This is a genomic window from Oceanimonas smirnovii ATCC BAA-899, from assembly GCF_000381965.1.
In the GTDB taxonomy this organism is placed as follows: domain Bacteria; phylum Pseudomonadota; class Gammaproteobacteria; order Enterobacterales; family Aeromonadaceae; genus Oceanimonas; species Oceanimonas smirnovii.
In genome coordinates this window covers 1-26466 of sequence record NZ_KB908463.1, presented here as the reverse complement: position 1 = coordinate 26466, position 26466 = coordinate 1, and the positions used below count along the sequence as shown (strand labels likewise).

Genomic DNA, 26466 nt, shown 5'->3' with positions numbered 1-26466 from the left:
GCCTCGTTACCACTGCAGCAATCGCGCTGCATTTTGCTCCAATATCAGAGCCAGCTCCGGGAGCGGTTGCTGGCGAATATCCGCCAGTGCCTGCAGCACCAGCGGCAGCCTTTCCGGATGATTGGGCTGGCCCTGAAAGCCGCACAACGGCATATCGGGAGCGTCGGTTTCCAGCACCAGAGACTCCGCTGGCATGGCAGCCATGGTATTACGGGTCTTTTGCGCCCGCTCATAGGTAATGGTGCCACCCACGCCGATATGAATACCCAGCTTCCAGAAGTTTTGTGCCTGTTGCAGCGAGCCGGCAAAGCCGTGTACCACACCGCCCACCGGCGGGTAACGACGCAGCCACTTCAGCAGCACGTCGTGGGTTTTGTGGCTGTGCATGACGACCGGCAGGCCGCGCTCGCAGGCCAGCCGGAGCTGGAATACAAAGGCGTATTCCTGCTTCTCCATGGGCACCTTGCAGGCCATATCCAGCCCGGTTTCGCCAATGGCCACACAATCGTTACCGGCGCTATTTAGCGCCGTTATCAGCTTCTGCTGCCACTGATCAGACGCCGTTTTCAGCCACCAGGGGTGCAAGCCCAGCGCATAGCGGGTGCCGGGCAACTGCCGGCACAAGCGGGGCAGTCCGGGCCACTGGGCTTCTTCCACGCCCGGGATCAGCAGCCGGTGCACACCCGCAGCCTGCGCCCGCTGCCAGTGGCCGGCCCTGTTATCGGCAAAGGCGTTAAAGTCGAAATGACAGTGAGTGTCGGTGAGTTTCATACGTTAAAACACGATATCTGCAGACTTCTTCAAGGTAGCTGTATTGTAGCTGCCACTTTAGTTGGCAGAAGGTGTGTAACACCTTTAAGGAAAAAATGACCGGAGGGGTTGCGCCGGCTAAAGCGACGCCTGATGAAATCCTGCAGCCGTCAGGCGGCTGCAGGACTTTATATGCCTTAGTGCTCCCGGGTTTTGCTGAACTGAATATCAGGATAACGTTCCTGGGTCAGGTTCAGATTCACCATGGTGGGGGCGATATAGGTGAGGTTGTCGCCGCCGTCCAAGGCCAGGTTTGCAGATACCTTACGCTGAAATTCGTCCAGTTTTTTAGCATCACTGCCATACACCCAGCGGGCGGTGGACACGTTGACAGACTCGTACAGAGCATCAACATTATATTCTGCCTTCAGGCGGGCCACGACAACATCAAACTGCAGCACCCCCACGGCACCCACAATCAGATCGTTGTTATCCAGTGGCCGGAATACCTGTACAGCACCTTCTTCCGACAACTGCACCAGTCCTTTGAGAAGCTGTTTTTGCTTGAGCGGGTCGCGCAGACGAATACGGCGGAACAGCTCAGGGGCAAAGTTGGGAATGCCGGAAAACTTGAGGTCTTCACCCTGCGTAAAGGTATCACCAATCTGAATAGTGCCGTGGTTGTGCAGTCCGATAATATCGCCGGCATACGCCTCTTCCGCCCGTTCACGATCACCGGCCATAAAGGTGACTGCATCGGAAATGCTCACTGTCTTGCCAATGCGCACGTGTTTCATTTTCATGCCCTGGGTATATTTACCTGACACAATGCGCATGAAGGCAATGCGGTCCCGGTGACGAGGATCCATATTGGCCTGTATTTTGAACACAAAACCAGAGAACTTGTCGTCGTCAGCCGTCACTTCACGCTCGTGGGTCTGGCGAGGCTGAGGGGCCGGTGCCCATTGAGTCAGGCCCTGCAGCATATGATCCACACCAAAGTTGCCCAACGCAGTACCAAAAAATACCGGACACAGCTCACCGGACAGGAACAGCTCCTGATCAAACTCGTTGGAAGCCCCCATCACCAGCTCCAGCTCTTCCCGCAGCTGTTCTGCCAGGCCGTCGCCCACGGCTTCGTCCAGTTCAGGGTTGGACAGTCCCTTGATAATGCGTACATCCTGAATAGTATGTCCCTGACCGGACTGATATAAAATGGTCTCATCCCGGTGCAGGTGATACACCCCTTTGAACAGCTTGCCGCTGCCAATGGGCCAGGTGACCGGCGCGCACATGATATTCAGCTCGGTTTCTACTTCGTCGAGCAGCTCCATGGGATCACGAATGTCCCGGTCAAGCTTGTTCATGAACGTAATGATGGGGGTATCCCGCAACCGGGTCACCTCCATCAGCTTGCGGGTTCTGTCTTCCACCCCCTTGGCAGCATCGATCACCATCAGACAGGAATCTACTGCCGTCAGGGTGCGGTAGGTGTCTTCCGAAAAGTCTTCGTGCCCCGGCGTGTCAAGCAGATTGACCAGGCAGCCGTTATAGGGAAACTGCATCACCGACGTGGTCACAGAGATGCCCCGCTCCTTTTCCATTTCCATCCAGTCAGATTTGGCATGCTGGCCAGACCCCCGGCCCTTGACGGTGCCGGCACTCTGAATGGCCTGACCGTGCAGCAGCACTTTTTCGGTGATAGTGGTTTTACCGGCATCAGGGTGAGAAATAATGGCAAAGGTACGGCGCTTGGCAATTTCCTGCGCTATGGTGCTGTTTGACATGGTGTAATCTTCTGGGTTGACACGGACCGGAGCCGGCGGCGAAAGCGCCTTAAAACATGAAATCCGCTGGGGTTATTTGAACTGTGAGTATTTTCGCCTATTCGGCGACGCTTCACAATGCATCTGATGCCGCCTCGCACTTTCTTCCCTGGTTCTGCACCGTTATGATCGGCCTTTTCTCAGTCAGGATGGTATATGTCCCGCCTTGTCTGCCCCCGCTGTGCTCTGCCGGAACGCACCTGTCTGTGTGCCGAGGTGAACGCTCAGGCCTGCCCCTTGCCGGTGGTAGTGTTGCAACATCCGCAGGAAGCCAGACACGCCAAAAGCACAGTGCCATTACTGCAGCTGGCCCTGCCCGGCCTGCAACGGATAGTCGCAGAGCGCATGCCGCCGCTCCCGGCACCGGCACAAGGGCGCTGGTGGCTGCTGTATCCGGGAGAAAATGCCGCCGATGTGGATTCACAGCCCGGCATCAGAACCGATATTGGCGGTCTGATCGTGCTCGATGGCACCTGGCGCAAAACCCGCTTGCTGCGTTACCTTAATCCCTGGCTGAATACGCTGCCACAGCTCAGTTTCAGCCGGGCCCCTGCCGGCCGTTATCTCATGCGCAAAGGGCCCGGCGGGCAAAACTTGTCTACGCTGGAAAGCGTAGCCCATGTGCTCAATGCGCTTGCCCCGGATTTTGAACCTGCTCACCTGCACCATTTACTCGCCTGCAGAGTCGCTCAGTTCAGGAGCTACCAGACCGATTGAATACCGCCCGAGAATTCATATGTAAACATAATGGCCTGATTCCGGTCTCAATCTGACGTGCCGGCATAGTTGCAGCGACAAGCAGATGCGCTATGATGTCGGCCGTTTAAAGTTCACTCGTGGGTCAAATTGGTGATCTCCCTCAGGGTAAAACTTTAAACCATTGATTAGCTGTTACTTTTTCATATCAACCTGCACTAAACCCAACCAAATGGTTGCAAATGCAAGAAAAATAACTGTTAATGAATGTTGACAAAGTTCATGTTTTTGAAAAAAATCACCACACAAATTGTCAACAGTTTAATTTTTGAACTGTATACAGTTTGATAATCACAAGGCAGCGCATGTGGTCTCAGCTCCCGCCAGTGGCAGGGCATCTGTTTCGATGCGCTAGGGTCTCAAACAATACAAATGAAACAGAGAAGGTAAGACCATCATGGAAGCGTATCTGCTGGATTTTGGTAACCTGCTGCTCCGCTGGCTGCACGTGATTGCCGCCATTGCCTGGGTAGGGGAATCCATTTATTTCGTAATGCTCGACAACGGCCTGCGTCCGCCCAAGTCTGAAGAATGCAAGAAAAAAGGCGTGTTCGGTGAAATGTGGGCCGTGCACGGCGGTGGTTTCTACCACAACCAGAAATATGCAACCAGCCCCGAGCAGCTGCCCGAAGACCTGCACTGGTCGTTCTGGAAGTCTTACACCACCTGGCTGTCAGGTTTTGGTCTGTTCACCCTGCTGTATCTGACCAAGCCCAGCTTCTACCTGGTTAACCGCAATTCTCCCTGGGAGTGGGCCGCCAACATGACTGGCTGGCAGGCTAACATTGCCGCGCTGGCATTCCTGCTGCTGGGCTGGATCGTGTATAACGAGCTGTGTAAGCGTATCAGTCCCAACATGGAGCGCGACGGCATTCTGTCCGTGGCGGTTGCTGTCATGATGGTGGTGGTGGCTTATCTGAGCACTCATATCTTCTCCGGCCGTGCTGCCTTCCTGCTGACCGGTGCGGTGATGGCTACCGCCATGTCTGCCAACGTATTTTTCTGGATTATTCCTGGCCAGCGCCGCATGGTTGCTGCCATGAAAGCCGGTGAAACGCCAAACCCGATTGACGGCAAGCGTGGCAAACAGCGTTCCGTGCACAACACCTACTTCACCCTGCCTGTTGTGCTGCTGATGCTGAGTAACCATTACTCCTTCACCTACAGCCATGAACTGTCCTGGGTGATCATGACCCTGTTCATCTTTGCAGGTGCTCTGATCCGTCAATACTTCGTGCTGATGCACGCCGGTCACATTCGTCCGGGTTACCCCATTGCCGGTGTTGCACTGCTGCTGGTTGCTATCTGGATTGGCGCGCCCAAATCCACCCCGGCTCCTGCTGCAGTTGCTCCGGCTGCGACTCAGTCTGAGACTGCCGCTGCCGGCGAAGAGGCAGCCGCCCCTGCCGCAGCCGCAGTGACTACTGCTCAGGTACTGCAGGTAATGGAAAGCCGCTGCGTACAATGCCATGCAGCTAATCCTAGCCAACCCGGTTTTGCTGCAGCTCCTGCCGGCGTCATGCTGGATACCGAAGAGCATCTGCTGCTGCAGGCCGGTACTGTGAAGCAGGTTGTGGCTAACAAATATATGCCGCTGGGTAACATTACCGGCATGACCGATGAAGAGCGTGCTCTGGTCGCCGCCTGGAACGGTCAGTAAGCATTACACTACCTCCGTCGTTATAAAGCCCGCCTTGTGCGGGCTTTTTTGTGCCTGTTATTTTTCAGTCACGCTTAACATTGCGCTGCACAACGAGAAATAAAACAGCCTTTTTATATAAGGCCAAAAAATATACTGCAACGCAAAAATTATACTATCATTGCTTTGCTTCAGCCTTAAATGGCACCACCTTAATAAGGAATCCGTGATGAACAGTATGACTCAGGATATGCAAGGCAATGTATGTGTGGTCACCGGCGCTGCCCGCGGGCTGGGCCGCTGTATCAGTGAAACCCTGGCTCAGGCCGGCGCAAACCGGGTCTACGCCTGTGATATCGATATGGCACCGGCAGAAAACTGGCTGAGAGAGTATGACAATGTTACTGCTGTTACGCTGAATGTATGTGACAAAACTGCGCTGGCACAACTTAATGAACGCATTTACAGCGAGCAGCGCCGCCTAGATGTGCTGGTAAACAACGCGGGCATTACCCGGGATGCTCTGCTCGACAGCATGACTGAAGCCGACTGGAACAGCGTGCTGGAGGTCAATCTGAAGGGAGTATTTTTAACGACTCAGGCCATGCTGCCACTGATGCAGCAGCATCAAAGCGGCAGTATTATCAGCATTTCTTCCATCGTGGGCACCGACGGTAATATCGGCCAGAGCAACTACGCTGCCAGTAAGGGCGGTATTATTGCCATGACCAAAGGCTGGGCAAAAGAACTGGCCCGGGGCGGCGCAAACATAAGAGCCAACTGCATCGCCCCCGGCTTTATCAATACTGAAATGACCCAGGCGGTGCCGCAAAAGGTGCTGGATAAACTGACTGCCCGCATTCCCCTTGGCCACCTGGGTGAGCCTGCCGACATTGCCCAGGGCGTGTTGTTCCTGGCCAGTGAACGGGCCCGCTACATCACCGGGCAGGTACTGAAAATTGATGGGGGCCTGGTGCTTTAAAGCACCTCGGCGCGGTTGCCCAGGTGCAGCCGCTGCCGCAGCCGGCGGGCTGCCACATCGACCAGTATGTTCAGTCCGGCGCACACCAGCAGCAGCGCCATGGCCCGGTCAAAACGAAATTCACTGAAGGCCGAATCAATAAAAAAGCCCAGCGTGGGAATACCCAGCATGCCCAGAATCGCCGTTTCGCGGATCAGGTTCTCAAAACGGTACAGACTGTAGGCCATAAAGGCACGATACAGCCGGGGCAGCACCTCAAAAAAATACAGATTGAGACCGCCCGGTGCATCTTCCCGCAGGCTCAGGGTGTTGAGATGATGCCCGAGCAGGTGAGCGATTATGGCCCCGTTATGCAGCCCCAGCGCCAGCATGGCCGGCAGCATGCCCGGCCCCAGCAGCAACATGCCTACAAAGGCCAGTAAATACTCTGGCAGTGAGCGCATCAGCACCAGCCAGCCATGACTGGCGTGCCGGCTGACGGCATTGCCAAAACGCCGGGAAATGGCCGGAAACCATACCAGTGCCAGCATACCGGTCAGTACCAGTGACACCAGTGCCAGCACCAGGGTGTTGGCAAGTCCGGGCCCTGCCTGCTGCTGCCATAACTGCGCCCACCAGGGCCAGAGCCCGGCCCAGTCCCCTGCCCTCAGCGGAGCCGGAATAATGTCTTCGGTAAAAAAACGGGCCATCAGCGACCAGTTCAGGCTGGCCACCGGCGGCAGCCAGATAATGGCAGCCAGCAGATAAAGCGGCACCAGCCGGCTTCGCAACCACCAGCGCAGGGTAGCGATAATCAGCACCAGCGCATAAAAAAAAGCGGCGGCTTCATCGTAATATCCCTGCCGCAACAAAGATTCAAGATGGTAGCCCAGGGTGGGCAGACCAATGAAACCCAGCACCGCGGAGCTGCGAATACCACACTCCAGCCGGTATCCGGTGTAAGTCGCCATCTGCCGCCAGCACAGCGGTAATTGCAGATAGACAAGCCGGGTCAAGCGGCCAAAGCCCGCCGCCAGTGCCTGCTCGGGGGCCGGATCTGCTTCTTCAAACAGCTCACCGTAAATCTTGGCAAAGGTGCCCGCGTAGGGCAGTGCGATGGCCAGTACACCCGCCAGCGCCGACAGCCCCAGCAGTTGCATAAACAGCAAAGCCCAGAACAGCTCGTGCACTGCCCGCAGTCCTGCTGCCAGCCGACGCACCCCCGCCGATCGATAGCCGCAGGCGAGGCCCAGCCCCAACACAGCCCCCAGCGCCACCCCCTGCAGAGCAAAGGAAAGCGTATTGGCCAATGCGGCCAGCAGTACTTCTGTATCTGGCCAGGCAGGTAGCAATAAGCCGGCACCAAGACGGCTCAGCTCAAACCAGGGATCGACAGCAGTAATGGAAAAATCCGCCCAGGGCAGACACAGCAGCGCCAGCGCCACAAACAACAGGCTGGTTCGCCCCATTGAAGCAGAAGTTGTCATGAGGAAGTATATAAAGCCCGTAATTGGGCAGGCGTCAGATCACGGCTGGGCGCATCCAGCACCAGCCTTCCCCGGCGCAGTCCCACAATGCGAGTGCAGTGAGTAAGTGCCTGCTCCACGTTGTGCAGCGCCAGTACCACCGTCTGGTGGCGTTCGCACACCAATGTGAGCAGGTCGGCAGCCTGACGCTCATCCAGCGCCGACACCGGCTCATCACCAATGAACACCGGCTTTTGCTGATACAGGGCCCGGCCCAGACTGACCCGGCTTTGCTGACCACCGGATAACGCTCCTGCCGGTTGCCATAGCTGACCGGAAAGACCCAGCCGGCTGGCCAGCCCGGTAATTTCTTTTTTGGGCCCGGCCAATGGCTTCACCAGATTGGCCAGGTTATACCAGAACGGATTGCCTGCCAGTCGCCCCATATAAATGTTGTGAAAGGTACTCAGCACAGGCACCAGGCCGGGCTGCTGCGGACACCAGGCAACTTCATCCGGCCGCAGTTCACGCAGCCGGCGCAGTAGCGTGCTTTTACCGGTGCCCGACTCACCCAGCAGGGCGATTTTGTCTCCCTGCCTTACATTCAGATTCAGCGCTTCCAATACCGGCTGCCCGGCATAGCCAAGGCTGGCATCATGGAACTGAAACAGGCTGGCAGGCTCGCTCATTATTGTTCAGGATCCATAATGCCAATGGCCACGGCAGTATCACGAATGGGCGCGTAATCGTCGTTGGTCGCATTCACAAAACCGGAGCGGGGAAAGGCAGCCAGCAGCTCGGGATCTTTCATCTCCAGCAGTGCCTGCTTCACTTTTTCTTTAAAGCCGTCACCAAAGCGGGCATTTACATCACCACGAATACTCCACTGATAATCGGGATACTCCGGGCTGGTCCAGATCACTTTAACCTTACTTTCATCAATATTGCCCTTTTCCAGCTCGGCATCCCATACTGCGTAGTTCACGGCACCCACTTCATAGGCACCGGACTGTACCAGACTGATGGTGCGGTTGTGATCACCGGAGAAGCCCACCCGGGAGAACAAGGTTTCCGGAGCCTGCTCAAAGTGCTCACGCAAAAAGAACTCGGGCATCAGGCGGCCGGAGGTAGAGCCCTTGTCGCCAAAGGTAAAGCGCTTGCCGGCCAGTTCAGCAGGTAACTGCTCACTTGCAGCCAGGCCCGTGCTTTCATGAGCAATCAGATAGCTGACAAAAGCAGTGTCTTCCGCACCTTGTGCAATCGCTTCACTGCCGGGCACCAGTTCCCGGGCCTGCACGCCGGTCAGGCCGCCAAACCAGGCCAGCTGAACCTGATCGTTACGAAAAGCGCTGACCGCGGCCGGATAACTTTTTACCGGAACATATTTCACGTCTACGTTCAGCTGCTCGGAAAGATAGTCGGCAATTTTGCCAAAACGCTCGGTCAGACGGCGCTCATCCTGATCCGGAATGGCAGTAAACACAAAGGTCTCAGCCTGACTCAGACCACTCAGACACAGGGCAGCCAGCCCCATCAGACGTACGGGTACAGAAATACTCATGTTCGGTTCCTTTTAAACAAGAAAGACCGGCATTATAGCCGAAAGCAGCCCGGTTCAGAGTCCAATCCAGCCATTAACCAGTGTCATATAGACCAGAGTACCCGCCAGAATGCTGGTCAGCGCCTGCCGCCGCCATAATTGCAGCACCGCCACGACCACAACGGCAATTAACTGATCCCGGCCATCGGCAGGAGAACTCCAGTGATGCACTCCTACCGCATACAGGGTCAGTAATACCATCATGGCCACCGGAAGCCGCCGGCCCAGGACCTGAATACGATGATGATGAGCAATAACGCCTCTGGCTACAAAGGGAAATGCGCGCAGAGTAAAGGTAACGCCCCCCATGATCAGCGCGGCCCACAGATAATCCACATCAGACATGCGCCGGCTTCTCCTTTTTCTTGTGCTCGGGCCAGGCCAGCAATACCAGCACCAGCATAAGGGAGGCAGCCAGCAGGAAGTACTCACTCATCCAAATGGCAGAGACAGCCGCAGCCACCACGCCCAGCGCTACTGCTCCCCAGTCTTTTCTGGCGCGGATCTGCTCTACTGCCAGCACGGTAAACAGTGCTGGCAGAGCAAAATCCAGCCCCTGCAGGCCCGGCGGTAATCCCTTTGCCAGCACCATGCCAATCAGGGTACCCAGCACCCAGTAGCTTTGATTGAGCAATACCACCCAAAGTGCGGTTTCAGGATCTTTTACTCTGCCCGAGGCACTGAGCAGAGAATAGGTTTCGTCGGTAATGCCAAAAATAAAGTACTGCCGGCCAATCACGCCTTTGGGCAGCAAATGATAAAGCGACAGGCCATAGAACAAGTGACGGAAATTGACCAGCAGCGCTGCTACTGCCAGATCAACCCAGCCAATGCCGGCAGCCAGCAAGCCCACCGCCAGATACTGCATGGCACCGGCATACACCAGCACACTCATCAGCGGTGCCCAGTACCAGGTCAGCCCGGCATCCACCCAAAGCACGCCAAACACGGCTCCCAGCGGCAAATATCCCATCATCACCGGCAGTGTCAGCGACACTAGCCCGCTTTTGCTTGTCATTATTCTGCTCCTTTATTTAATCCTTTGTAAAATAAGGGTTTATTAATGAATTGGCAATCAGCAAGGCCAGCCCCGGCCTATATCCATGCTCTGATTGACTGGCGTATCTGGCCGGCTGTGCATAATCTTGAACTCATTCATTTTTAACGGACTTTCTTTATGGGCGTCATATCACTGTTTTCTGCCAGAGCCAGCATGCTGGTCACTGTACTGGCTCTGGGTGTCAGCACAACGCCGGTGTTGGCACAAGCCCAACAAAACGTTTCAGAGGATGCCGTATTGGCCGCGCTGGAAAAACTGCCCGGCTACATTGCCAGCACTCAGCGGCGCAGTGGCGTACCGGGCATTGCCGTGGCCGTGGTGCATAATAATAAAACCCTGTTCGCCAAAGGGTTTGGTATCAGAAAGAAAGGCGAACCCGGGGCGGTGGACGAACATACCGTGTTTCAGCTGGCGTCTTTGTCCAAACCCATCAGTGCTACCATTGCCGCGACCCAGATCACTCAGGGCAAGCTCGGCTGGCATGATCCGGTGTCAGACTATTTACCCGATTTTGCACTGGCCTCAGCCTATGTAACCAGGCAGGCCACCATAGGGGACTTGATGGCGCACCGCTCTGGCCTGCCCGCTGCCGCCGGCGACGAGCTGGAAGATATCGGCTTTTCCAGAGCGCAGATTATAGCCAGGCTGCAGCAACAGCCCCTGACCGCTTTTCGCCTGTCTCATGCTTATGCCAATTTCAGCACTACCACTGCTGCAGAAGCCGTTGCTGCAGCCGCAAACACCAGCTGGGAGCAACTGGCTGAAGCCAGCCTGTTTCAGCCGCTGGGCATGACGCGCACCAGTGCGCGCTATCAGGATTATCTGGCGCATGATAACCGGGCCAGCCTGCATGCATTTGAAAGTGAGCAGTTTCAGCCGCTCTATCAGCGAACTCCAGATGCTCAGTCCCCTGCCGGTGGTGTGTCCTCATCGGTTACTGATCTGGCGCTGTGGCTGAAATTACTGCTCAACACCGGCAAAGGTGAATCAGCTTTACTGACACAAGCGGCCCTGCTGCCGGCCATGAGCCCGCAAACTCTGCATAAACCGCTGCCCAGTCTGCTGAAACCACCCTCTTTTTATGGTTATGGGTTTAATGTGGGGTTTGATGAAGCCGGCGATCTGCGCCTGGGCCACTCGGGAGCATTTTTGCTGGGTGCCAGCACGGCGTTTCAGCTCTGGCCGGCCGCAGACATAGGTATGGTCGTGCTCACCAACGGCGGCCCTGTGGGCGTGCCTGAAAGCCTGATTGCCGATTTTACCGATACAGTACGCTATGGCAGCCCGCAACGTGACTGGTATGCTGCCTACCGTGAGCCCATGAAAACCCTGTATCAGCCGGTGGGAGATCTGGCAGGCCAGCAAGCCCCGGCATCTCCCACGCCGGCACAGGCAAATGAATCTTATACCGGTGAATATAAAAGCACATATTTTGGCCCCGCCGTTATCACTCAGCAACAAGGGGCACTATTGCTGACATTGGGGCCGGCCAGAGTGCCGCTGCCCCTTACTCACTGGAGTGGTAACACCTTTGCCATTGAACCCAATAATGAAAATGCGCCTGCAGGTTCGCGCAGCTCGGTGCATTTCACTGTGGAAAATGGCAAGGCGACCGGCTTTACCATCGCTTATCTGGATCAGCACGGCCTGGCTCGATGGCAACGTTGATGGGAAAATGCAACATAAACACTGTGCCCCTGTTATCGCTGCACACGCTGACGTTACCGCCATGCAGCTGCATGATGGAGTCGACAATGGCCAGCCCGAGGCCACCCGTATCCCCTCCCTGAGTGCGGGAAGGATCACAGCGATAAAAGCGGTCGAACAGCCGGGGCAGGTGCTCAGCGGCAATGGCCGGCCCGTGATTGTGTACGCTGATCACAGTGCTGTTGCTAGTGTGTTCACTGCCAATCACTATAGGCTGTCCCGGCTCACCATAACGCAAGGCATTGGCCAGCAAATTGGCCAGCGCCCGGCGCAGCAGCTCCTGATCAGCCCACACTTCACCGTGGGCCTGGTTAACCAGGCTGGTATCAGCCTCTTCTGCCATGCCTTCAAAATATTCACACAACTGTTCAACCAGCATAGACAGGGTGACCGCTTCAGCTTGAATCACTGCCTGAGGCTGCTCGGTGCGAGCCAGAAAAAGCATACTGTTAATCATACGGCTCAGCCGTTGATACTCTTCCAGGTGAGACGCCAGCAAACTTTCATACTCTTCCGTACTGCGGTTCCGGCGTAAAACATGTTCGGTATGCCCCATCAGATTACTGAGCGGAGTGCGGACCTCATGAGCCAGATCTTCCGAAAAACGCGACAGCCTGCCAAACCCCTCTTCCAGGCGAGCCAGCATATGGTTGAGGCTATGGCCAAGTTCACGCAGCTCTTCAGGTAATTGCCGTGTATTCAGACGCCGGTGCAGCTCGCGAACATCAATGGCTCCTGCCTGCTTAGCCAGCCGTCGTACCGGCATCAAGCCACGCCGGCTGACCAGCCAACCCAATAAAAGTGCTATCAGCGCCCCTCCTGCCAGCGCCAGTAACAAACGCAGGCGGTAGGCGGCCAGCATCTGCTCTCTTGGCGCCAGCAGCTTGCCCGCCACCAACATCAGATTAAGGTTGCCTTGTTTAAGGTAATGCCACGCAAGGCGGGCATTACCTTCCTCGTTATAACCCAGACGGGTTTGCCCGGCGGAAAGGCCAACAGGTACCGATAGTCCGGCCGGATTCACCGAGATCAGTACTTCACCATCCTGATCCAGCACCCATAACAGGCTGTCTTCATTGCCCAGCATATTGGCATAAAGCGTAGGCCGGTCGCGTAAATCCTTGATACTGTCACTGCTTGTCAACAGCGCCTGCATGTGTTCCAGACGCCCGAGCAGGCTCTGATCATCCCGCCAGGCCAGTTCACGCTCCAGTGAAAAATAGAGATAAAAACCAATACTGCCCAGCAGCACGGCACTGACCAGCGCAAACATCAGTGCCAGCCTGAAACTTAACGAAGACAGGATCTGTTTCATTCTCTCAGCTCGCAGACATAGCCCATGCCACGCACAGTATGAATGACCCTGGGCTCAAAGCCGTCGTCAATTTTGGCCCGCAACCGGCGAATGGCAACGTCTACCACATTGGTGTCACTGTCAAAATTCATATGCCATACCTGTGACGCAATATAAGTACGCGACAGTACCTCGCCCTGATGAGACAGCAGCAGCTGTAACAAAGTAAATTCCTTATTGGTAAGATCAATGCGCTGCCCGCTGCGGCTGACCCGGCGCGCCAGCGGATCCAGCTGCAGATCCGCCAGCTGATAAAACACCGGCTCGGCCGGCTTGCCCCGGCGCAACAACTTGCGTGCCCGGGCCAGCAGCTCGGCGAACGAAAACGGCTTGGCCAGATAGTCATCGGCCCCCTGCTCCAGGCCACGAACCTTATCTTCCACCGCATCCCGGGCACTCAGGCAAATAACGGGCGTATCGCTTTCGCTGCGAATAAACTGTAACAACTGCCAGCCATTCAGCCCCGGCAGCATAATGTCCAAGATCACCAGATCAAAGACGCTTTCTTCCAGCAGATAGCGCCCCTCCAGCCCGTCTTTGGCTATCTCGACCTGATAACCGGACTCGGTAAACCCCTTTTTAAGGTAATCGGCAATTTTGGCTTCGTCTTCTACTACCAGAATGCGCATATGCAGCCTCGCTCAGTGCCATTTAATAAAGCCAGTCTACCATTAGAACCGTGTGTTGCCGGCCGAATGACAGTTTTGTAATGAAGCAGTAAGCGGTTTGCAAGACGAGCTCAGGCATGATGAGCCCATCTCGCCAGACACGGCGAACATACAAGCAGTGACGCTATACCCAATCTTAACCACGGAGAATCGCCATGAATTTTAAACATGTTCTGGCCGGCGCCATGATGGCCGGTGTATCCACCCTGACCTTCGCTGCCGGCAACCCGCTGAGCGTTCATGTACTCAACCTGGAAAATGGTCTGCCTTCCCCCGATGTGAAGGTAGTACTGGAGCAGAAGCAGGGAGACAACTGGGTACAGCTTAACAGTGCCATCACCAACGAACAGGGTCGTATTACCGCCCTGTACCCGGAAGGCAAGGAGCTTGAAAAAGGCACCTATAAAGTGACGTTTGAAACCGGTGAGTGGTTTGAAAAGCACGACACAGCCACCTTCTTCCCCGAAATCCCGGTAATTTTCAGTGCCGATGGCCAGGTAGAGCATTACCATGTGCCGCTGCTGCTGAGCCCTTACGGCTTTTCTACCTACCGCGGCAACTAATCTGTGCAGCTGTAGTGAACACCAGGTCCTGAATAAAAAAGAGAGCTTCGGCTCTCTTTTTTATCTGTACATGCAAAACAAAAGGGACGCCGCAGCGTCCCTCGAATCGTGTCCGGCGCTTACAGCGCGCGCAGAATATTGTCCACGCTGTCTTTGGCGTCGCCAAACAGCATAACGCTGTTTTCCCGGAAGAACAGCGGGTTCTGCACCCCGGCATAGCCGGTATTCATGGAGCGCTTGAACACCACCACCTGCTGGGCTTTCCACACTTCCAGCACCGGCATGCCGGCGATGGGGCTGGCCGGGTCTTCCGCCGCCGAGGGGTTGACGGTGTCATTGGCACCAATCACCAGCACGGTATCGGTATCGTCGAAATCGTCGTTGATCTCGTCCATTTCCAGCACCACATCGTAGGGCACCTTGGCTTCCGCCAGCAGCACGTTCATATGGCCGGGAAGACGACCCGCCACCGGGTGAATACCAAAGCGCACCTTGACGCCCGCCGCGCGCAGCCTGGATACCAGCTCCGCCACCGGATACTGGGCCTGGGCCACCGCCATACCGTATCCCGGGGTGATGATTACCGAGCTGGAGTTTTTCAGCATGTCGGCCACATCTTCGGCGTTCACTTCGGTGTATTCGCCCTCTTCTTCCTCACCGGAAGACACTGTGCCGTCGGAGCCAAAGCCACCGGCGATCACCGAAATGAAGGAGCGGTTCATGGCCCGGCACATGATGTAGGACAGAATGGCACCCGAAGAGCCCACCAGGGCACCGGTCACAATCAGCAGATCGTTGGACAGCATAAAGCCCGCCGCCGCCGCCGCCCAGCCCGAGTAGGAGTTGAGCATGGAGATCACCACCGGCATGTCGGCACCGCCGATGCTGGCCACCAGATGCCAGCCAAAGGCCAGGGCGATCAGTGTCATCACCAGCAGAGCGAAGGTAGAGCCTTCCACCTGCACAAACCAGATCAGCAGCATGGCCGACACCACTACCGCCAGCAGGTTGAGTTTGTGACGGTGCGGCAGGGTCAGCGGCTTGGAGGACACCAGGCCGCGCAGCTTGCCAAAAGCGACGATGGAGCCGGTAAAGGTGACCGCACCGATAAACACACCAAGGAAGACTTCGGTATTGTGAATGTTCAGCATGGCACCGGACAGGTCACCGTGATCGATATAGGTGTTGTAGCCCACAAAGACCGCAGCCAGCCCCACAAAGCTGTGCAGAATAGCAATCAGCTCCGGCATTTCGGTCATTTCCACCTTGAGCGCAAAGCGAATGCCGATAGCGGCCCCAATGGCCATAGCCACGATAATCCAGCCCAGGCCGGTGACCTCGGGGTTAAAAATGGTGGCCAGCAGGGCAATGGTCATGCCCGCCACGCCATACCAGTTACCGGCCTTGGCCGACTCCTGCCTGGACAGACCGGCCAGGCTCATGATAAAGAGCACGGCGGCCACGATATAAGATGCAGTTACTAATCCTTGTGACATTTAATCAGCCCTTCCTAAACATCTTCAGCATGCGATGTGTCACGGTAAAACCGCCAAACACGTTGATGGAGGCGATCAGCACCGCCACAAAGGCGATAAAGCTGACAAAACCACTCTCCGACCCCACCTGAGACAGGGCCCCCACCACAATAATGCCGGAAATAGCATTGGTCACCGACATCAGCGGCGTGTGCAGGGAATGGGACACGTTCCAGATCACGTAGTAGCCCACGATACAGGCCAGCACGAACACGGTAATGTGAGACAGAAACTCAGCCGGTGCCACCGCCGCCAGCCAGGCAAACAACACAATGCCGGCACCGCCCAGGTAATATTTGAGCCTGCTTGGCTTTTTGGCTTCAGGCTCGGCCTGAGGCTGAGCAGCCGCTTTAGCCTTGGGGGCCGCCGACACGCTGATGGCCGGCGGCGGGAAAGTGACTTCACCGTCTTTTACTACCGTCATATTGCGCAGCACCACGTCGTCGAAGTCGACATGGATATTGCCGTCCTTTTCCTTGCACAGCAACTTGGCCAGGTTAACCAGGTTGGTGGCGTACAGGGTGGAGGACTGGGTCGGCAGGCGACCGTTGAGATCGGTATAGCCGATGATCTTGACGCCATTGTCGGACACAAACAGCTCGCCCGGCTTGGTCAGCTCACAGTTACCGCCGTTCTGGGCGGCCAGATCCACAATGACAGAGCCCGGAGCCATGGCAGCCACCATGTCGGCAGTAATCAGTTTGGGGGCCGGCTTACCAGGGATTAGCGCTGTGGTAATGATAATATCCACCTCTTTGGCCTGCTCCATAAACAGGGCCATTTCGGCGTCGATAAAGGCCTGACTCATCTCCTTGGCATAACCGTCGGAAGAATCGCTGTCTTCCTCGTAGTCCAGCTCCAGGAACTCGGCCCCCATGGAGTTGATCTGCTCTTTTACCTCGGGGCGGGTATCAAAGGCGCGCACTATGGCACCCAAAGAGCCGGCAGCACCAATGGCAGCCAGGCCGGCAACACCGGCACCGATCACCAGCACCTTGGCCGGCGGCACCTTGCCGGCGGCGGTGATCTGACCGGTAAAGAAGCGGCCAAACTCGTGGGCGGCTTCCACCACGGCACGGTAGCCGGCAATGTTGGCCATGGACGACAGCGCATCCAGCGACTGGGCGCGGGAAATACGCGGCACCATGTCCATGGCAAGTACGGTCACGCCTTTGTTCTTGAGCTGCTCGACCAGCTCAGGGTTCTGCGCCGGCCAGATAAAGCTGACCAGAGTAGTACCTGCCTGCAGCCGCTCAATTTCGTCGGCAGTGGGCGCGTTCACCTTGTAAATAATGGTGGCCTGCCAGACGTCGTCGGCATTTACCAGTTGCGCGCCGGCGGCCTGATAGCCAGCGTCTTCAAAGCTGGCCTTGCTGCCCGCGCCCTGCTCGACGCTGACCTCAAAGCCCAGTTTGCGCAGCTGCTCAACGGACTTGGGGGTGGCGGCCACCCGTGTCTCTCCGCTGAGCGTTTCCCTTGGAATTCCGATTAACATAATAATTCCCTGATCCTTGTTGATATTACCCCGGGCAAACACGCCCGGTTTTCAGCAAGCTGTTCCTTCAACTTCCGGCAGCCTTGCCTGTGTCACACCAGTAAAATGACGTTTTTTTACAACGCATTTACTTTACCAACGCATACCTAGTAATTTTTTTTGTATTTTTAGGCGATATTGGATACAAAAACACCCTAAAACACATACAATTAATTTTAAGTGAAGGTAGTGCGTAGGAAAAATACAGCGTGAAAGCCAATATACTGGTTACGGTCAAAAAAGATAAATTGATCTTTCCGCGAGCCTCGATAGGCTCTGACTTTCAATGAGTAAGGTAACACTTATCCAGTGCCGGCCAAGTGGTCATTTAGCGAGCAGGATCACATAAGGCGGGAATAGCGGTATAACGCAGCCGGCCCTGCGGAACCACAGGGCCGGCAAGCCTTATTTCACAAACAAATACCAATAACCAAACAGCAGATTAAAACCGGCAAAGAACAGAATGCCAACCCGGCTCAGAGCCACCATGCCCTTGCCCAGCCGGTAGCGTTCAGGCACCTGTGGCAAACGCATCAGTCGAAGGTTCAGCCAGGCAAACACCAGGGCGCTGATAAAGGCGGAGATCATGGCAAACTCCAGCATGGCCAGCAGCGCCCCTTTAAAAAACATGATGATCAAGGCGGCCACCACGCCCATGGCTATCATCAGCGGATAGGTGAAACGGGCACCGTTGCCGGTAGGGCCGCTGCCCTGTAGCTGACCAAACTGTACGAAGCATTCACTCAGCGCCCGGCTGTAGCCGTCGAGCACGGTTACTGTGGTAGAAAACATGCACAGAAACGCCACTATGGCGATCAGCCAGCGGCTCCACTCCCCCATCACACTGGCGTACACGTTCACCAGCTGATGAGCAAAAGCAATGCCTGACGTAGCCAATGTTTCACCGCTGCCGTGCAGTACCAGGGTGCCCAGCGCTACAAAGGCCAGTGCCAGCAGCGTGGAGGTAACGTAACCAACGTTAAAATCGACCAGAGCGTCTTTATACTCCAGCGTTCCCCCCAGATCCTTTTGCTTTTGCCGAAGCCAGACACTGTTCCAGGAAGACAGCTCAATAGGAGCCGGCATCCAGCCCATCAGGGCCACCAGAAAGCCTACCGAGGCCAGATTCCAGGGGCTGGGTGCCACAAAGTCCGGTGTAGCCACGCCCCCCCGGTTAAGCGCAATAAACACGGCGGTGACGGTGGCAATGGCCAGGCCCACAATAATCCATTTGGTCACACTGTCCAGAGTTCGGTAGTGACCGGTGATCAAGAACGCCAGTGAGCCTGCGAGCACTATCATGCTGAGCTGAGTCACGCTCAGGCTGTCGCCGATGAATAACCCCAGAATGCTGCCACAGAGCATGGCCACACCCGCCGTGCTGACCACGGAAGAAAACAGGTTCAGCAGCGTAAATAAACGCAGATAACCACGGCCGATACGATCATAGCCCTGAATCAGGCTTTCATTGGCGGCCATGGTGTAGCGGGCACCAATCTGAAAGAAGGGATATTTGAGCAGATTAACCAGCAGAATAAGCCCCACCAGCTGCCAGCCATAAATGGCACCGGCCTGGGTGGACGCCACCAGATGAGAGCCGCCAATGGCGGCGGCAGCGCCCAGGATCCCCGGACCCAATACCCTCATATAGTGACTGATACTGCGAGGCTCGCGCTGCGCTGCTTCGGCGATCTGTGACATACTGCTGTTCCTGCTTTTTTGTGGTTTTTTATATAAGAAGTCGATTAAAAAACCATAGCAAAAAGCATAAAGCAACTGCCGGCAGTTGCCTGATAACCGCTCAAACAACAACAACCACCAGGTCAGGCAGATTCAGCAGCAGTTAACCCCATCATACAAAGACAAAACGGTTTGTTCACTCGCTTGATGGTGCATTTACCAAATGAAATAATTTCATTCGTTACTACCTTCACTGCCTCGGGCCAACAGCGTATTGCCAGCATCAGGCAGGCGGCCATTCAGAGTAAAGGGGATGGACTCCATTCGCCCCTTGTTATTTACCTGCACCGCCAGGTGCAAATGCGGGCCTGAGCTGTAACCGGTATGCCCGGAGGCCGCCACCACCTGCCCGGATCTTACCCGATCGCCTTTTTTCACTTTCAGTGAGCCGGTATTCAGATGAGCATAAAGCGTCATGGTACCGTCAGGATGACGCAAGCGCAGATGATTGGACTTGCCCCGGTATCTGGCCTCAAGACCACCGCCAACATGATGGTCCACCGCGGCGACCACCACCCCATCGGCAGTAGCCAGCAAAGGCGTGCCAACGGGCAATGCAATATCAAGGGCATAACGGTTGGAGCGCTTGTTATGACTGAAGTCACCGTTAAAGCCTTGCGAAATACGAAAGGCACCGGCCACCGGCGGGCTGATATTCACAGCGCCGGAGAGATTAAGTACACCTTGCCGGGGTTGATTATAATGCTGCTTCCAGGCATTAACCCGGGGGCTGACAATAGTACTGCCGGCTATTTTCTGTACCTTGTGCCCCTGGTTGACCTTATTCTTTTCATAATGGCTGCTGTAAGCAAAACCGTAATCATAACTCCAGCTGCCGCTGCTATCTGGCGTCAGCCTGCCGATAAAGGTTTCCTGGCGGGCGGGCAGGATCAGCGGTTGCTCCATGGCTTTGGGTATGCTGACATTCTGCCGCTTTACAAATCTGATATTAAAACGGGCCTGGCTGGCAAGGCGGTTAAGGGCATAGAAGTGGTGGCCATCGTTTTGTTTAACCACCCGCACCAGAATACCGTCTTTGTTAATGGCATCCTGATGCCAGCGCTGGCTGATAGTGGCTTTGAGCCGGTTGTCGGTGTAATGCACTACACCGGCGGCATCGCGGTATTGATAGATAGTGGCATGAGCAGGTGCTATTCCTGCAAGCACCAGCACAATGGCAAGCAAGCCTCTCATAATGCGTCCCTGCGAGAGTGTGTGCTTTTCAGTATAGAAACTAACCGTGTTTTTGCATCATGACGGCATCTTCGGTGCCGCTGCCTGCCGGATAGTAACCACGACGCCGGCCGGTTTCCCGGTAACCACAGGACTGATAAAGCCCAATCGCGGCCTGGTTGGACGCTCTCACTTCCAGCCAGTAATAGTACAGACCCAGTTTCCGGGCGTCAGCCAGATAGTGCTGCAACAGTAACCGGCCCAACCCTTTACCCTGCCACTCAGGAGAGATACAAATGTTCATCAGGGTGGTTTCATCAAGTACCCTGTCGGCAATAAAGTAACCTAGCAGCTGTTGCTGATACCAGAAGGAGCCGGTGAAATAACGTGCGTCAAAGGCACCAGCCAGTAAAGAGCGGCTCCAGGGATGCTGATGGGCAGCCAGCTCTACCGCCACCATGGCATCAAGATCTGCCGGTGTCAGTGCCCGGTATTCAGGCTGCATAAACAGCTCCAGAGTTCACGTTTTTGTAAAGCAGACAACGGCAGTGAACCTTGCCAGTTTAGCTGCCCGGCCGGCTCGGTAAGGTTAAACCCCAGCACAATACGCGCATCAGGACAGCCTGCGGCAAGCCAGGCCGTTTCCTCCTGAATATCGGGCTGTACACCTTCAAGCGCAATCAGCAGATCATTAAGCAGCGTTGCCGGCAGCTGATGGCCTTGTCCGATCACAAGACGAACGTCAGCAACGACAGGGGCGGGTTCAGGAGCATAAGGCAGCCGTTCGGCATGAGCGCACTGCCATACCGGTAATGCCATAAACTGCCAGAGTCGGGTCTGTAGTGATTTCATCAATACTCCATAACGAAAAAGGCCAGCACTGAGGCTGGCCTTTTCGGTGAAGCTGGCAGGGGCAGAGGGATTCGAACCCCCAACCGTCGGTTTTGGAGACCGCTGTTCTACCAATTGGAACTATGCCCCTGCAACACGAAGCGAATTATATAGAGCTGAATTCAAAGGTAAAGGGCTTTTTGCTTACCCCAAGCCTGTTCGCTCACTCTTTCACCGCCGGCACTGTCCTGCTGTGTGAATTTTGCTTTGGCGACGCATTTATCTATAATTCCGGTCGATTCGCAAACCCATGGAGTTGCCCATGACTTACTCTTGCTGCTGCCACTCATTGGTAGTGGTGCCCTGTGCCGGCACCGGCTTTGGCGTTTGCGATCCTGTTTCTGTGATGGCCCCATTCAGGGGCTTTTTTATGGCCCGCATTTCACTTCAAGAGCACAGCTGATGGCAAACCCTTTATATCAAAAGCATGTCATATCCATATCTGACTTTACCCGCTCCGAGCTGGAACTGGTTATCGACACGGCCGTGAAGCTTAAAAGTCAGCCCCAACCCGAGCTGTTAAAACAAAAAGTGGTTGCCAGCTGCTTTTTTGAAGCCTCCACCCGCACCCGGCTGTCATTTGAAACGGCCGTGCATCGTTTGGGCGGTTCCGTCATCGGCTTTTCCGACAGCGGCAGCACCTCATTGGCTAAAAAGGGCGAAACTCTGTCCGACTCGGTGCGCATTATCAGCTCTTACAGCGACGCCTTTGTCATGCGCCATCCTCAGGAAGGCGCGGCAAGGCTGGCGGCGGAGTTTTCATCAGTGCCGGTGATCAATGCCGGAGACGGCTCCAACCAGCATCCCACTCAGACCTTGCTGGATCTGTTTACCATCTATGAAACTCAGGGCACACTGCAGGGCCTGACCGTGGCCTTTGTTGGTGATCTTAAATACGGCCGCACCGTGCACTCACTGACGCAGGCACTGAGCCTGTTTGGCTGCAAATTCTACTTTATCGCCCCTCAGGCGCTGGCCATGCCGGAATATCTGTGTGATGAGCTCAAGGAAAAAGGCATTAACTTTGAGTTTCGTGACAGCATGGAAGAAATCATGGACGAACTCGATATTCTGTATATGACCCGGGTACAGAAAGAGCGCTTTGACGAAACCGAATATATGCATGTGGCATCCCGCTATGTACTGACACCGCAAGTACTGGAAAATGCCAAAGACAGCCTCAAGGTACTGCACCCGCTGCCGCGCATTGATGAAATTACGGTAGAGGTTGATGACACCCCTTATGCCTACTATTTTGAGCAGGCCGAGAACGGCGTCTATGCTCGCCAGGCCCTGCTGGCCCTGGTATTGAATGAAACCCTGTAAGGAGCAGCCGTGAATAAAACCCAATTACAAGTCGAGGCCATTCACAATGGCACCGTGATCGACCATATTCCTGCCGGTCAGGGTATTCGTATTTTGCAGCTGTTTGGTCTGGCAGAGAACCGCGAGCGTATTACCGTGGGTCTTAATCTGCCGTCCAAGGCACTGGGTGCCAAAGATATTATCAAAGTAGAAAACGTGCGGCTGTCACCGGCACAGGCCAACCAGCTGGCGCTGTTTGCACCCGATGCGACCGTGAATCTGATTGAAGACTTTGAAGTAGTTGAAAAACTGCAGTTACATCTGCCGGAAAAGATCAAAGGCGTATTTGCCTGCCCAAACGGTAACTGTATCAGCCGCAGAGAGCCGGTCAGCAGCCAGTTCCGCGTAAGGGCCGTCAGCGGCCAGGTGCATTTTCGCTGCTGCTACTGCGAGAAGTCGTTTCATCAGGACTTTATGGCAGTATAAACCGATGCGGGCAGGCTCTGCCCGCATAAGTTAAAACACACTGCTCAGCCTGAACAGTAGCTGCCCGCCAGATTCGTCTGTGTCGGCAGGCTTGTGCCAGGGAAGACCGGCACTCACCTCAAACAAAACGCGATCAGCAAGGGTCCCGCCCAGACTGATGCCGTAAGAGCCCAATTCCTGATATTCAGCCCTCGCCCCCGGTTGATGCTCACGAGTGACGCCATAATCAATAAAAGGCGTCACCACGACCGATGGCAGTAAAGACAAATCTGTTGTCACCTCATACATCAGTTCGGCAGCTGCAGCCATGCCACTGTCTCCGCTGATAGCTCCGCTTTCAAAGGCGCGTCCGAATGAAAACCCGCCCACCGAAAACTGTGAAGACGCCGGCAGCATCATTGGAGAATGCTGCCCGACGGTCCGCAGCTGCATATTGATATTATTATTTACCGGATACAAGTAATTGAGCGCCGCCCGCCAGTAATGATAGTTACCGGGCTGCTCACCCAGATCCATATCGGAAATATGCCCGGCTCCCACTCCGGCCATGGCAGACAGGTCGCCACTGCTCAGGGCGCTGTCATAATCCAGCATCAGTTCGGCACGGCGTATACGAGTGCGCGCAACCGCTGTACTCATGATATCGACATCATCATGCTGAAATGTCACTTCAGCACGACCAAACAGGCTTTGCTGCAAAGTACGCACAAAAGGATAAGACAGCTCCGCACTCACGACCACTGACTCAACCTCTATATGCTGCAACGCCAGAGATCCGCCGGGTTGCTGTTCAATGTAGGACAGGTTGTAACCGGTAAACAACCCGTTATAACCGAGAGGCATATTCTGAGAGAGCTGAAAAATAGACATTTGCTCCGGTGCATCAGGAATCGTCAGAGCCAGCAGGTTACTGCTCTCAAAATAGCCAAAGACATCGTTAAACCCGGCACTGGCGGCCAGCTCATAGGGCCCGACCTCGTCGCTGCCAAAATTATCCAGCGCAACCATCACTGAGCGCGGGTTAAATCCGATATTCAGTTTAAGCAGGCCTCCGGCCCGGGGCGTATCGGGTTTGATGAAGGTTCCTTCAATATTAACACCGGCCAGATCACTCATTAACAGCAGTACTCGCTCCGCCTCTTTAACTCGAATGGGCTGCATGGCCATCAGACGATCAATATAGGGAGCCAGCCTCCGCTCCATGCCAGGAATATCACTGGTAATTTCTACCCGCTCTACATAGCCTTCATAAACCTGAAAATGAACATGACCGGACTCAAGATCCTGTACCGGTACTACTGTCATGGAGAAATAGCCTGCTGCCAGATAGGCTGCATCAATATCCCGGGCCACCTGATACAGATCGGCCAGAGTTATTTCTTTTCCCAGTAAAGACTGCCAGCTGGCCCTGAGCTGTTCCGGCTCAAGCGTAAATGCACCGTCCACAGTAACAGAATTAAGTACCAGCGTGACTTTTTCTGCTTCCTGCTCCGACAGCTCATCTTGCTGATCCATGATGTCAATATCAATCATGCCGCGCTTTTGTGGTGGGGTAAGGCGCTGAAGAATAATGGTTTGCTCTACGACAGCCTGCTCTGCCTCGCTGACTTGAGCCAATACCGGAGAAGACGTGCTCAGGGACAGCATGGTCAACGCAGTAAAACAGGCTGACAGATACGGGTAATGATATGGCTGTATTTTATTCAAGTGGCGTTACTCTGGTGCTGTCATGGAAAAAGGATGACCCAGTGCCACAGACACTGCCTCAAATACCCGCGATGCCGGTGAAGCGCAGCTTATTCCGGTAGGATTATTTGGTAATACTTCTTCATCAGAGCAGTCTCCGGAGCGTATATCGCTGTTAGCCTGAACCACCACAGTGGTATCGCTGGCAACATGATAGAACAGCGTAGTGTTATATCCGGGCAACTCACCGGTATGCCCGACCCAGCCAGCAGCGCAGCCCATTCCTATCCCGTACCCCATGGGATCAGGAAATGATGTTAAACGCGTTTGCTGAGCAGCTGGCGAAAGTAACCCTTTACCAGTACCCAGCGCTCTGCCATAAATCAGCAGATCATCCATGGTGGAAATCATCTCTCCGGCAGTCCAGCCCCAGGAAGGATTCCAGTGAGTGGCATTAGAAGGCTGCTCAGGTGTGGCCGCATTTCCTTGCAGTGTAAAACCCTGTGCAAAAGGGTCAGGCATATCAGCAGCATTACCAGGCCAGACAGTATTCGTGAGCCCAAGAGGCTCCAGGATCATGGCTGATAAACTCTGTTCAATAGGTTTTCCTGTTACTTGTTCAATCACCATGCCCAGCAGCACTGTATTGGTATTGGAATAATCAAAGGATGCGCCGGGCTCGAACTCCGGTGATGCCGGCAATGCAAAATTCAGTAATTGCTCGGGAGTATAGATCTGGGAAGGATCTTCAAAGAAAATATCAAGAAACGCCTCTGCACGGGTATAGCTGGATACACCACTGGTCATATTGGCGAGGTGGCGAAGCGTAATCTTATTACCATTAGGCACACCGGCCACATAAGTGTCTATGGTGTCATCCAGCGATAATTTGCCAGCGTCAGCCAGCTGCATCAGCAAAGTGCCGGTAAAGGTTTTGGTCACAGAGCCAATGCGAGTATGCATGCCTGCTTTCATTGCTTCACCTGTTGCAGGATCAGCCACTCCCCACGCTTTCTTCCATATTCCCTCAGGCGTTTGTATGCCGACAATAACGCCAGGTGCGGATACATAATCCAGAGTACGACGAACCGCACTCTCTACTTCTTTGGTCATCGTTTCCGGCAGCTGCGACTGATTCATTGCAAATGTGGAAGGCGCAGAATTAACAACTGAAGGTTCTGCTACACAGGACTGGGATGCCGAAGCACCAGAAGAAAACAAAGCAAGTAATACGGCCAGGCTACAGAGCTCAGACTTCTTGTGTCTGATGGTTTTAATCATATTTACTCATCCCTAAGTAATATTTACTACGAATTGAACGAGTATAGGCAGCTTATAACAAGGGAAAAAGAAAAAATGCAGCTTTGGCCAGAAATAAAAGCCCTGAGCGTTAACTCAGGGCTTCTTTAAAATGGCGGAGTGGCAAACGCACCGCGTTTGAAGGCGAAGGTGCGCAGCACCGACCTCATCCAGCAAGTCCGGCGCAGCCGGAAATGAAAAAAGCCCTGACCGTAAGGTCAGGGCTTTTGTATGATGGCGGAGCGGACGGGACTCGAACCCGCGACCCCCGGCGTGACAGGCCGGTATTCTAACCAACTGAACTACCGCTCCGCAAAAGCTGTATAGTCAGAGTACTAAATTGGGTGCCTGGCAGTGACCTACTTTCACATGGCAGCTGCCACACTATCATCGGCGCGGTTGCGTTTCACTGCTGAGTTCGGCATGGAATCAGGTGGTTCCACAACGCTATGGCCGCCAGGCATTAA

24 protein-coding genes, 2 tRNA genes and 1 rRNA gene are annotated in these 26466 nt (G+C 54.9%); 7 read left to right on the top strand and 20 right to left on the bottom strand.

Features of this window, described 5'->3' with window-relative positions:
- Nucleotides 1-6: 6 nt before the first annotated feature.
- Both G364_RS0111145 and prfC read right to left on the bottom strand, forming a co-directional pair.
- Complete coding sequence (locus tag G364_RS0111145; RefSeq protein ID WP_019935230.1) at nucleotides 7-771, bottom strand: TatD family hydrolase; 765 nt, start codon at nucleotides 769-771, stop codon at nucleotides 7-9.
- A gap of 176 nt (nucleotides 772-947) precedes the next feature.
- Nucleotides 948-2537 (bottom strand): peptide chain release factor 3, encoded by a 1590-nt coding sequence (gene prfC, locus G364_RS0111140; protein WP_019935229.1) that lies wholly within the window; start codon nucleotides 2535-2537, stop codon nucleotides 948-950.
- Between the two features lie 195 nt (nucleotides 2538-2732).
- On the opposite strand from prfC, the gene G364_RS0111135 reads away from it, so the two are divergent.
- The 3 genes from G364_RS0111135 (at nucleotide 2733) to fabG (ending at nucleotide 5953) form a co-directional block, all read left to right on the top strand.
- Nucleotides 2733-3293 carry a tRNA-uridine aminocarboxypropyltransferase gene (locus tag G364_RS0111135; protein ID WP_019935228.1) on the top strand — a complete coding sequence of 187 codons (561 nt, stop codon included), beginning with the start codon at nucleotides 2733-2735 and terminating at the stop codon, nucleotides 3291-3293.
- 436 nt (nucleotides 3294-3729) lie between these two features.
- A complete protein-coding gene (locus G364_RS0111130; protein WP_019935227.1) occupies nucleotides 3730-4992 on the top strand; it encodes a urate hydroxylase PuuD in 1263 nt (420 codons plus the stop codon).
- A gap of 208 nt (nucleotides 4993-5200) precedes the next feature.
- Entirely contained in the window at nucleotides 5201-5953 is a 753-nt protein-coding gene (gene fabG / locus G364_RS0111125) for a 3-oxoacyl-ACP reductase FabG (protein WP_019935226.1), read from the top strand.
- On the opposite strand, the gene G364_RS0111120 is transcribed toward fabG, so the two are convergent.
- Genes G364_RS0111120 through G364_RS0111100 form a run of 5 tightly spaced genes read right to left on the bottom strand, consistent with a single transcriptional unit; the run spans nucleotide 5950 to nucleotide 10016 of the window.
- Entirely contained in the window at nucleotides 5950-7419 is a 1470-nt protein-coding gene (locus G364_RS0111120; protein ID WP_026344861.1) for a PhnE/PtxC family ABC transporter permease, read from the bottom strand. The genes fabG and G364_RS0111120 overlap by 4 nt on opposite strands.
- The gene (locus tag G364_RS0111115; RefSeq protein WP_019935224.1) at nucleotides 7416-8087 is read right to left on the bottom strand and encodes an ATP-binding cassette domain-containing protein; all 672 of its coding nucleotides are present in this window, start codon (nucleotides 8085-8087) and stop codon (nucleotides 7416-7418) included. Before G364_RS0111115 ends, G364_RS0111120 begins: the two co-directional genes overlap by 4 nt.
- A complete protein-coding gene (locus G364_RS0111110) occupies nucleotides 8087-8959 on the bottom strand; it encodes a putative selenate ABC transporter substrate-binding protein (RefSeq protein WP_019935223.1) in 873 nt (290 codons plus the stop codon). Before G364_RS0111110 ends, G364_RS0111115 begins: the two co-directional genes overlap by 1 nt.
- Before the next feature lie 54 nt (nucleotides 8960-9013).
- A complete protein-coding gene (locus G364_RS0111105) occupies nucleotides 9014-9343 on the bottom strand; it encodes a branched-chain amino acid transporter permease (RefSeq protein WP_019935222.1) in 330 nt (109 codons plus the stop codon).
- On the bottom strand, nucleotides 9336-10016 hold the full coding sequence (locus tag G364_RS0111100) for an AzlC family ABC transporter permease (protein ID WP_019935221.1): 681 nt from the start codon (nucleotides 10014-10016) through the stop codon (nucleotides 9336-9338). The genes G364_RS0111105 and G364_RS0111100 overlap by 8 nt, the downstream gene beginning before the upstream one ends.
- Nucleotides 10017-10175: 159 nt before the next feature.
- Here G364_RS0111100 and G364_RS0111095 point away from each other — a divergent pair, with 159 nt between their 5' ends.
- Nucleotides 10176-11726 (top strand): serine hydrolase, encoded by a 1551-nt coding sequence (locus tag G364_RS0111095; protein ID WP_019935220.1) that lies wholly within the window; start codon nucleotides 10176-10178, stop codon nucleotides 11724-11726.
- Here the strand turns inward: G364_RS0111095 and G364_RS16510 are convergent.
- Together G364_RS16510 and G364_RS0111085 are read right to left on the bottom strand one after the other, a co-directional pair.
- Nucleotides 11677-13080 carry a heavy metal sensor histidine kinase gene (locus G364_RS16510; RefSeq protein ID WP_051089279.1) on the bottom strand — a complete coding sequence of 468 codons (1404 nt, stop codon included), beginning with the start codon at nucleotides 13078-13080 and terminating at the stop codon, nucleotides 11677-11679. The two genes, G364_RS0111095 and G364_RS16510, sit on opposite strands and share 50 nt — an antisense overlap.
- Nucleotides 13077-13748 (bottom strand): heavy metal response regulator transcription factor, encoded by a 672-nt coding sequence (locus tag G364_RS0111085; RefSeq protein WP_019935218.1) that lies wholly within the window; start codon nucleotides 13746-13748, stop codon nucleotides 13077-13079. The genes G364_RS16510 and G364_RS0111085 overlap by 4 nt, the downstream gene beginning before the upstream one ends.
- Nucleotides 13749-13942: 194 nt before the next feature.
- Here G364_RS0111085 and uraH point away from each other — a divergent pair, with 194 nt between their 5' ends.
- Nucleotides 13943-14350 (top strand): hydroxyisourate hydrolase, encoded by a 408-nt coding sequence (gene uraH / locus G364_RS0111080; RefSeq protein WP_019935217.1) that lies wholly within the window; start codon nucleotides 13943-13945, stop codon nucleotides 14348-14350.
- 119 nt (nucleotides 14351-14469) lie between these two features.
- Here uraH and pntB read toward each other — a convergent pair whose 3' ends face one another.
- The 7 genes from pntB to G364_RS0111045 form a co-directional block, all read right to left on the bottom strand.
- Nucleotides 14470-15846, bottom strand: coding sequence for a Re/Si-specific NAD(P)(+) transhydrogenase subunit beta (gene pntB / locus G364_RS0111075; protein ID WP_026344860.1), 1377 nt, complete (start codon nucleotides 15844-15846; stop codon nucleotides 14470-14472).
- Nucleotides 15847-15850: 4 nt separating this feature from the next.
- Nucleotides 15851-17380, bottom strand: a complete 1530-nt coding sequence (locus G364_RS0111070) for a Re/Si-specific NAD(P)(+) transhydrogenase subunit alpha (protein WP_026344859.1) — start codon at nucleotides 17378-17380, stop codon at nucleotides 15851-15853.
- 444 nt (nucleotides 17381-17824) lie between these two features.
- On the bottom strand, nucleotides 17825-19120 hold the full coding sequence (locus G364_RS0111065) for an NRAMP family divalent metal transporter (protein WP_019935214.1): 1296 nt from the start codon (nucleotides 19118-19120) through the stop codon (nucleotides 17825-17827).
- 213 nt (nucleotides 19121-19333) lie between these two features.
- Complete coding sequence (locus G364_RS0111060; protein ID WP_019935213.1) at nucleotides 19334-20353, bottom strand: peptidoglycan DD-metalloendopeptidase family protein; 1020 nt, start codon at nucleotides 20351-20353, stop codon at nucleotides 19334-19336.
- A gap of 40 nt (nucleotides 20354-20393) precedes the next feature.
- Nucleotides 20394-20837 carry a ribosomal protein S18-alanine N-acetyltransferase gene (gene rimI, locus G364_RS0111055; RefSeq protein ID WP_019935212.1) on the bottom strand — a complete coding sequence of 148 codons (444 nt, stop codon included), beginning with the start codon at nucleotides 20835-20837 and terminating at the stop codon, nucleotides 20394-20396.
- Entirely contained in the window at nucleotides 20813-21184 is a 372-nt protein-coding gene (locus G364_RS0111050) for a hypothetical protein (protein WP_019935211.1), read from the bottom strand. The genes rimI and G364_RS0111050 overlap by 25 nt, the downstream gene beginning before the upstream one ends.
- A gap of 53 nt (nucleotides 21185-21237) precedes the next feature.
- Nucleotides 21238-21314: transfer RNA gene (locus G364_RS0111045), tRNA-Trp, on the bottom strand.
- 311 nt (nucleotides 21315-21625) lie between these two features.
- Between G364_RS0111045 and pyrB the strand changes: the two genes are divergently transcribed.
- Both pyrB and pyrI read left to right on the top strand, forming a co-directional pair.
- On the top strand, nucleotides 21626-22549 hold the full coding sequence (pyrB, locus tag G364_RS0111035) for an aspartate carbamoyltransferase (protein ID WP_019935209.1): 924 nt from the start codon (nucleotides 21626-21628) through the stop codon (nucleotides 22547-22549).
- A gap of 9 nt (nucleotides 22550-22558) precedes the next feature.
- Nucleotides 22559-23014, top strand: coding sequence for an aspartate carbamoyltransferase regulatory subunit (gene pyrI / locus G364_RS0111030; protein ID WP_019935208.1), 456 nt, complete (start codon nucleotides 22559-22561; stop codon nucleotides 23012-23014).
- 30 nt (nucleotides 23015-23044) lie between these two features.
- Here the strand turns inward: pyrI and G364_RS0111025 are convergent, their stop codons facing one another.
- The 4 genes from G364_RS0111025 to rrf all read right to left on the bottom strand — a co-directional run bounded on the left by G364_RS0111025 (nucleotide 23045) and on the right by rrf (nucleotide 26460).
- A complete protein-coding gene (locus G364_RS0111025) occupies nucleotides 23045-24661 on the bottom strand; it encodes a ShlB/FhaC/HecB family hemolysin secretion/activation protein (RefSeq protein ID WP_019935207.1) in 1617 nt (538 codons plus the stop codon).
- 66 nt (nucleotides 24662-24727) lie between these two features.
- On the bottom strand, nucleotides 24728-25981 hold the full coding sequence (locus tag G364_RS0111020; RefSeq protein WP_026344857.1) for a serine hydrolase domain-containing protein: 1254 nt from the start codon (nucleotides 25979-25981) through the stop codon (nucleotides 24728-24730).
- Between the two features lie 253 nt (nucleotides 25982-26234).
- A tRNA-Asp gene (locus tag G364_RS0111015) sits at nucleotides 26235-26311 on the bottom strand.
- 34 nt (nucleotides 26312-26345) lie between these two features.
- A 5S ribosomal RNA gene (gene rrf, locus G364_RS0111010) occupies nucleotides 26346-26460 on the bottom strand.
- Between the last annotated feature and the right edge of the window lie 6 nt (nucleotides 26461-26466).

What these genes read in the sequence shown, in the direction of transcription:
- G364_RS0111145 (WP_019935230.1), bottom strand. Translation starts at nt 771, where the DNA reads ATGAAACTCACCGACACTCACTGTCATTTCGACTTTAACGCCTTTGCC.
- prfC (WP_019935229.1), bottom strand. Translation starts at nt 2,537, where the DNA reads ATGTCAAACAGCACCATAGCGCAGGAAATTGCCAAGCGCCGTACCTTT.
- G364_RS0111135 (WP_019935228.1), top strand. Translation starts at nt 2,733, where the DNA reads ATGTCCCGCCTTGTCTGCCCCCGCTGTGCTCTGCCGGAACGCACCTGT.
- G364_RS0111130 (WP_019935227.1), top strand. Translation starts at nt 3,730, where the DNA reads ATGGAAGCGTATCTGCTGGATTTTGGTAACCTGCTGCTCCGCTGGCTG.
- fabG (WP_019935226.1), top strand. Translation starts at nt 5,201, where the DNA reads ATGAACAGTATGACTCAGGATATGCAAGGCAATGTATGTGTGGTCACC.
- G364_RS0111120 (WP_026344861.1), bottom strand. Translation starts at nt 7,419, where the DNA reads ATGACAACTTCTGCTTCAATGGGGCGAACCAGCCTGTTGTTTGTGGCG.
- G364_RS0111115 (WP_019935224.1), bottom strand. Translation starts at nt 8,087, where the DNA reads ATGAGCGAGCCTGCCAGCCTGTTTCAGTTCCATGATGCCAGCCTTGGC.
- G364_RS0111110 (WP_019935223.1), bottom strand. Translation starts at nt 8,959, where the DNA reads ATGAGTATTTCTGTACCCGTACGTCTGATGGGGCTGGCTGCCCTGTGT.
- G364_RS0111105 (WP_019935222.1), bottom strand. Translation starts at nt 9,343, where the DNA reads ATGTCTGATGTGGATTATCTGTGGGCCGCGCTGATCATGGGGGGCGTT.
- G364_RS0111100 (WP_019935221.1), bottom strand. Translation starts at nt 10,016, where the DNA reads ATGACAAGCAAAAGCGGGCTAGTGTCGCTGACACTGCCGGTGATGATG.
- G364_RS0111095 (WP_019935220.1), top strand. Translation starts at nt 10,176, where the DNA reads ATGGGCGTCATATCACTGTTTTCTGCCAGAGCCAGCATGCTGGTCACT.
- G364_RS16510 (WP_051089279.1), bottom strand. Translation starts at nt 13,080, where the DNA reads ATGAAACAGATCCTGTCTTCGTTAAGTTTCAGGCTGGCACTGATGTTT.
- G364_RS0111085 (WP_019935218.1), bottom strand. Translation starts at nt 13,748, where the DNA reads ATGCGCATTCTGGTAGTAGAAGACGAAGCCAAAATTGCCGATTACCTT.
- uraH (WP_019935217.1), top strand. Translation starts at nt 13,943, where the DNA reads ATGAATTTTAAACATGTTCTGGCCGGCGCCATGATGGCCGGTGTATCC.
- pntB (WP_026344860.1), bottom strand. Translation starts at nt 15,846, where the DNA reads ATGTCACAAGGATTAGTAACTGCATCTTATATCGTGGCCGCCGTGCTC.
- G364_RS0111070 (WP_026344859.1), bottom strand. Translation starts at nt 17,380, where the DNA reads ATGTTAATCGGAATTCCAAGGGAAACGCTCAGCGGAGAGACACGGGTG.
- G364_RS0111065 (WP_019935214.1), bottom strand. Translation starts at nt 19,120, where the DNA reads ATGTCACAGATCGCCGAAGCAGCGCAGCGCGAGCCTCGCAGTATCAGT.
- G364_RS0111060 (WP_019935213.1), bottom strand. Translation starts at nt 20,353, where the DNA reads ATGAGAGGCTTGCTTGCCATTGTGCTGGTGCTTGCAGGAATAGCACCT.
- rimI (WP_019935212.1), bottom strand. Translation starts at nt 20,837, where the DNA reads ATGCAGCCTGAATACCGGGCACTGACACCGGCAGATCTTGATGCCATG.
- G364_RS0111050 (WP_019935211.1), bottom strand. Translation starts at nt 21,184, where the DNA reads ATGAAATCACTACAGACCCGACTCTGGCAGTTTATGGCATTACCGGTA.
- pyrB (WP_019935209.1), top strand. Translation starts at nt 21,626, where the DNA reads ATGGCAAACCCTTTATATCAAAAGCATGTCATATCCATATCTGACTTT.
- G364_RS0111025 (WP_019935207.1), bottom strand. Translation starts at nt 24,661, where the DNA reads ATGCTGTCCCTGAGCACGTCTTCTCCGGTATTGGCTCAAGTCAGCGAG.
- G364_RS0111020 (WP_026344857.1), bottom strand. Translation starts at nt 25,981, where the DNA reads ATGATTAAAACCATCAGACACAAGAAGTCTGAGCTCTGTAGCCTGGCC.